The 5,754-nt window shown below is 38.3% G+C and carries 7 protein-coding genes; all 7 read left to right on the forward strand.

What is annotated here, in order from left to right; translation table 11 throughout:
* Nucleotides 1-103 precede the first annotated feature (103 nt).
* Complete coding sequence (locus RT269_RS29510; RefSeq protein ID WP_313188065.1) at nucleotides 104-613, forward strand: hypothetical protein; 510 nt, start codon at nucleotides 104-106, stop codon at nucleotides 611-613.
* A 102-nt stretch (nucleotides 614-715) separates the two neighbouring features.
* Nucleotides 716-1,357 (forward strand): hypothetical protein, encoded by a 642-nt coding sequence (locus RT269_RS29515; protein WP_313188066.1) that lies wholly within the window; start codon nucleotides 716-718, stop codon nucleotides 1,355-1,357.
* A 343-nt stretch (nucleotides 1,358-1,700) separates the two neighbouring features.
* On the forward strand, nucleotides 1,701-2,468 hold the full coding sequence (locus RT269_RS29520; protein WP_313188067.1) for a phage antirepressor KilAC domain-containing protein: 768 nt from the start codon (nucleotides 1,701-1,703) through the stop codon (nucleotides 2,466-2,468).
* Nucleotides 2,469-2,559: 91 nt separating this feature from the next.
* A complete protein-coding gene (locus tag RT269_RS29525) occupies nucleotides 2,560-2,823 on the forward strand; it encodes a hypothetical protein (RefSeq protein ID WP_313188069.1) in 264 nt (87 codons plus the stop codon).
* Nucleotides 2,823-3,689 carry a hypothetical protein gene (locus RT269_RS29530; RefSeq protein ID WP_313188070.1) on the forward strand — a complete coding sequence of 289 codons (867 nt, stop codon included), beginning with the start codon at nucleotides 2,823-2,825 and terminating at the stop codon, nucleotides 3,687-3,689. The genes RT269_RS29525 and RT269_RS29530 overlap by 1 nt, the downstream gene beginning before the upstream one ends.
* A 150-nt stretch (nucleotides 3,690-3,839) precedes the next feature.
* Complete coding sequence (locus RT269_RS29535; protein WP_313188071.1) at nucleotides 3,840-4,655, forward strand: hypothetical protein; 816 nt, start codon at nucleotides 3,840-3,842, stop codon at nucleotides 4,653-4,655.
* Nucleotides 4,656-5,046: 391 nt separating this feature from the next.
* Nucleotides 5,047-5,610: a hypothetical protein gene (locus tag RT269_RS29540; protein ID WP_313188072.1), complete on the forward strand. Its 564-nt coding sequence runs from the start codon at nucleotides 5,047-5,049 to the stop codon at nucleotides 5,608-5,610.
* Nucleotides 5,611-5,754: the final 144 nt, after the last annotated feature.

Below are 5,754 nucleotides of genomic sequence, written 5' to 3' on the forward strand. Positions count from 1 at the left end.
TACGGTGGTGTGGGAGGACGGTAGATAAAATAATTATCTACCTCCTACCCGATTAATTACTACGATTATATTTTTATTAAGTTGCAAATGGGAGGAAGTCGAGATGAAAAGGTTTTTAATAGCCATCGTAATGTTGATTGCGGTATGTGGTTGTTCTGCTCAAAATAGCAAGAACGAAAAAGAGGTATTAACTAACAAAGAGTTTGCAAAAATTTGGTGGGAGGTTGAGCAGTCACATTCTGATGCCTATACCGAACTTGGCAAGATTGGATTGTTTGGTACATCTAACGATGAGAATGAACAAATGGAGCATGCACGATCCATTTATGAAGAGTACACCCAAAAGGTATTAGATAAATATGGAATTAAGATTGGTGAACGGGTTAAAGTTGGATTCACTCCAGATGGATCAACTAAAAAGGCTGATAATGGAGTAATTATATGCAATATCGTGGATGAAACAAAAGAATATTACGATTGTCCTATTTATTTCAAGGATGATTCGATTGTTGATATTAAAGACAAGACTGTTGTTATAGATGGTGAATTTACGGAAAGGTATCCAGGAAGTTTGGCTTTCTTTAATAATTGTACTGTAGTTTCTGAAAATTAATAAATAATTGATTTAGAGAGCGAGGATTGATTCCCCGCTCTTTTCTTGAATATTACTTAAAAGTATGGTATGTTTCATATATATGAATAAGGGGGATGTACTATGAGAAAGTACCTTTTTACAATGGCTTTGGCTTTAGGGATCATCTTTATAACGGGTTGTTCAAAAGATGGTCGGGAAGTGCAAAATAATACTGAAACAAATAACGATGTAAGCATTTATGAAGGTGATAAGAGAGTAATATTTGATTTGGGATCTTTGCCTTATGATATGGAATATATAGGACATATTCTTCAATTTTCATCATGCGAACTATATCAGGGAAAATCAGACGTAGATAATTCATATACACCCTATATAGTTGCAAAAGTTAAAATAGAAGGAATTGATAATGATACACTGCATTTGATTAATGAAAATTTATATGTTTACGGAAACATAAATAATGAAAAAAACCAATTAGCCAATAAGGCATTGTCAAAAATATGTGAGGTTGATAAAGATGGATACCGATATTATGTATTCTCACAGACATTACTTTCTTCTCATTATTATAAATACGATTTTTCAGAATCTCCTTATAATGTGGGATTTTTGATTCTTCAAGGTGAAGATTATAGAGCTTTGCAATTTATTTATCATGGATCTTCAAGTTCAAGTGTTAATGATTTAAAAGATGTAGGTGAAGAAGTATGGCAAGCAATCAAACAAAAACAACTTGAATCTGCGAAACCAAAGATTTAAGAATTTTTTTCATAAAGAGATAATATAATAGATAAGTCAACTGAATAATATCGTAGCACAGAGTAGCGGATATATGGAAGAAAGCATAAATGAGCAAACCTTTCCTGTTAACATCGACAGCTATGACAAGCGTTGAAATGGAACGTGATGGAGCCTTGACCGATTTTTGAAGATTTTTTCAAATTCTGGTCATGGCTCTTTTTGTTTGATAATTCCAGGGTTTATTCCTGTGAATATATAGAGGTGGAACTCCTTTCTGGGTATGCTCCGGAAACACCCCGAATTTGTTGGCCGGTTCCGCGGAATGCGGGGCCGGTAGTAAAAATTCAGGAGGTACAAATTCATGTACAACACAGATATTTTTACAGAAGAGATTGGTGTACATACGAAGAAAAATTCAGCGGAAGTTCGCCATAATGATGAACTTGGAATTTCTGTTCGCGCAATCCAGAATGAAGATGGAAGCATTTCTATTAATGCAGAAGATACGGCGATTGGATTTGGATGGACGCAAGAAAAGGGAAATAAAACCTATGTAAGATGGGAAACGCTTAATGGATATTTAAAAGATTTAGGTTTTTCCCAAGAAGTTGGGAAAGAAGATTATATTCCGGAAAGCCTGTTTTATATGCTTGGATTTAAAGCTGGGAATGAACGGGCAGTGAAGTTTCAAAAGTGGTTGGCGACTGAAGTTCTTCCCTCAATTCGTAAGAATGGAATATATGCCACGGACAATGTTATTGATCGTATTCTCAACAATCCTGACTTTGGAATTGAGTTATTGACTAAACTAAAGGAAGAGCGGCATGCAAGGCTTAAAGCGGAGAAGCGTAATGCTATTCTTATGCACGTCAATAAAACTTACACCATGACAGAGATTGCCAAGGAATTAGGCCTTAAAAGTGCAGTTGAGTTAAATAAAAAACTCGCGGAATTGCACATACAGTACAAGGTTAATAATACGTGGGTTATGTATTCAGATTATAGCAATTTGCGATATGAAGAAATCAAACAGGAAGTCCTAGATAATGGAGCAGTGGTTTATCACCGAAGAATAACACAATCTGGAAGAGAATTTATTTTGAACTTGATAAATTCAAAAGCAAGTTAATTAAGGGTCCATTTTTCATATATTAAATTGTTAAAAAGTAAAGGGACGTTCTTAATCGGACGTTCTTTTTCTATGTCCGAAAGGAGGATTTATGAAAAAGGTAATCACATACACAGAGGAACAGGTGATACAAATACAGTACATGCTGAACGCCGTCACCGTCACCGTAATCCAGAATGCCAAACAGGTGGCAGCCATTGCGCAAATGTTGGAGCTTGGAACGCCTGGAGAAATTAGCGAACCGGTTGAACCTGTAGAGAAGAACGTTAAGGGCAATTACCCAATTATATGGGAAGAATTGTCTGAAGCAGATGCCAGGCTTGGCAGCGAAAAGAAGAAAGAGGGTGCCAGTTAATGGCTTATGGACCATTTTATGGAATCACAGACTGGAAAAATGAACCATCACAGGAAACACCGATCAACCGAACGAATTTACTCCACATGGAAAATGGTATCAAGGAATCCGATAACAGGATCGTACAACTGGACGCTAAAAAGGCAGAGCAGGCACTTGTAAACACCTTGGTAAAAGAAATTACCTTGGACCCGGATACAGGGATCATGACCGTGACCCAGCAGAATGGAACCGTAACAACTTATGATCTGGCTATTGAAAAAGTGGTTGCGAATTTCGATATCAATGATGATAACGAGCTGGTTCTCACCTTGGCAGACGGCACACAGAAGGTAATTGACCTTACCCGGTTTGTCTATTCCGTGGATAGTACCGCAACCATTACCATGAAAATCCTGAACCGTACCATAACAGCAGAGATTGTGGACGGGTCTGTCACAATGGAAAAACTGGACGCTTCCATACAGATGGAGTTTAGACAGTATATGCTTGATGCTCAGGCGGCCAGGGATATGGCTCTCCAGTACCAGAACAATGCCAAGACCTTCCGGGATCAGACAGAGGTAATAGCAAATGATGCTGTGACAGACATAGCCGCAGTTGGGGGCCGTGTAGATGAAACCTTGACAGAGTTTAACACCCTGCTTATGAATGGGTATTTCAATGGACCGATGGGACCGCAGGGGCAGAATGGAGAACAGGGTAAACGAGGAGCTGACGCGGTAGTAACGCAGGCTAATGGGGCTTATGCGTTTCAGATCCGTGAAGACGGACATTTGTATGTGCTTTTTTCAGATGCGGCAGCGGATCCGCCTCCTGTGCACATTAACGAAGTAGGACATTTTATTGTAAGGTTAGGAGGATAATATGGCAGTAGTTGAATTAGATTTAGGCAATGTAAGAGGCACGCAGGGTGCGGATGGCCAGCGCGGAAGCCTCTGGTATACGGTACCGGAATAACCGGCACAAGTACAACCGCCACGGTATTTAGCGGATCAGGAGTAACAGCCGCCCTTGTGAACGATTATTACCAAAATACAGGCACAGGGGCAGATAGGGGCCGGGTATATAAGTGTACGGTGGCTGGGGCCGCTACGGTGGCTAAATGGGTATATGCGGGTACTAATTTAGGGCCACAGGGAGAGCAGGGAATACAGGGAGAAACAGGTGCTACTGGTAGCAAAGGAGACAAAGGCGATAAAGGAGACACTGGCCCCAAGGGAGATGCCGGAGGGACAGGGCCTAAAGGGGATACCGGGCCGCAGGGACCTAATGCAGCAAACTTAATCAGCGCCACAGACGTTCAGGGCTTGGTTGGTGCTGCGGGTGGAAGTTCCACAGTGCAGTTACTTATCAATGCGATTGCCGATAGGGTGGCTAATAAACTGCTGTTAAAAACTGATGTGGTAAACCAGATTGTAAACGATGCTTCCAAGGCTGCCAGCATGGCGGCGCTATTTTCCGTCAATCAAAAAGTTGATACAGTAAATAGCAATTTAAATAACAAAGCTAACGCCAGCGATTTAAGTAATGTAAGTAGTGCCGTTACAAAAATACATGATTTATCTAATGTTGATTATGTTACAAACTTTAATGGTGGTGGAAATGCAATTTCACCCGGTCGGTGGAGGGTCTACAACGAGTCTGGCACCGCTGCCAATGCACCATATAGCGGTGCTGTGAGCGGGTATGTAGAGATAGTAATAAACGGCAATACAGCGGTAAATGGCACCAGGGTTTGGCAAACTTTATATGATCATAATGGTGACGTATATAATAAGGTCATCACAACTGGTACAGGATATGGGAGTTGGAAAAAACTGACCCCATAAATGATCATTTAATGTAGAAACGGAGCTGTCCGGAAACTAGAAAAAAAAGAAATATTTTTATGGAAAAGTAATAAATATTGAATTATATTATTAAGGAATTGACGAAGCACTAAGTAAAGTGAATCTACTAAAAAAATTTGAAAGATAATAATATAAATTCGAAAATTACTAAGAAACTGCTTATCATACCACAATAAATATTTAAGTATAAAATAATATGTCGAAAAATGCGACATGTAGTTGTTTGGTTTTATTATGCAAAGTTATATAATGAATGTGAAACCATAATAAATAAGCACTAGGAGATGATTCCAATGATAAGATAAATTTTGATATGAATATAAGGATACTTAAAAAAAATTACAAAAATAACTAGGGAGGTCATATTATTATGAGTACAAAAAAAGCTATAAGTAAAGAGTTGAAAAGAGTATTATTTTCAAGTTTGGTATTAGGTATTATATCTATACCGGGAACTACCTATGCGAGCAATGGAACTGATGTAAAAATAGCAAATACTGAGACTGAAAAAGTCATCCAATATAATCTTAATGAAGCTAGCACCCGAGGAGCCGCGGCATCTTCTACTTATATCTTATATGACGAAAATTGTTTGACCGATACAGAATGGAGATCAGGTGGATGGGGTAATCCAAATGAAGTAACTAATGTAGTATTAAATGATCAGTTTGGCTACTACAGGTTCTCAATCGTTAAAAGAAGTGGTAAGTGGACAAATGGTGGATATATGAGGTTAGTGCGGATATCAGATAATAAAGTTATGTGGGAGGCAAAACAGGATTACTCTAGAGATTTTTATTTTCATAATGAACCTACAAACCTTATAAAAGAAGGAGATTACAGGTTGACTTATGGATATGGTAAACCAAATGAGAATAGCAATTGGATGCAGTATTATAGTAAAATAATAAGAGTAACAAGAGCTAATAAATAATAAAGTCTTGGTTATAGTATAAAAGGGCTGTATTAGCACTTTAGATAAAGTTTTAAAAGGAGCAAAGTACTAATTAACTTTGCTCCTTCCAGACTGTAGACAAAACGGAGTTAGGATGCAAATCCTAACTCCATTTTTCTGATT

This window comes from Lacrimispora sp., assembly GCF_032078915.1.
Classification (GTDB): Bacteria; Bacillota; Clostridia; order Lachnospirales; family Lachnospiraceae; genus Lacrimispora.

Excerpts from the sequence above, each read along its gene's own strand:
- RT269_RS29510 (WP_313188065.1), top strand. The coding sequence starts at position 104 with ATGAAAAGGTTTTTAATAGCCATCGTAATGTTGATTGCGGTATGTGGT.
- RT269_RS29515 (WP_313188066.1), top strand. The coding sequence starts at position 716 with ATGAGAAAGTACCTTTTTACAATGGCTTTGGCTTTAGGGATCATCTTT.
- RT269_RS29520 (WP_313188067.1), top strand. The coding sequence starts at position 1,701 with ATGTACAACACAGATATTTTTACAGAAGAGATTGGTGTACATACGAAG.
- RT269_RS29525 (WP_313188069.1), top strand. The coding sequence starts at position 2,560 with ATGAAAAAGGTAATCACATACACAGAGGAACAGGTGATACAAATACAG.
- RT269_RS29530 (WP_313188070.1), top strand. The coding sequence starts at position 2,823 with ATGGCTTATGGACCATTTTATGGAATCACAGACTGGAAAAATGAACCA.
- RT269_RS29540 (WP_313188072.1), top strand. The coding sequence starts at position 5,047 with ATGAGTACAAAAAAAGCTATAAGTAAAGAGTTGAAAAGAGTATTATTT.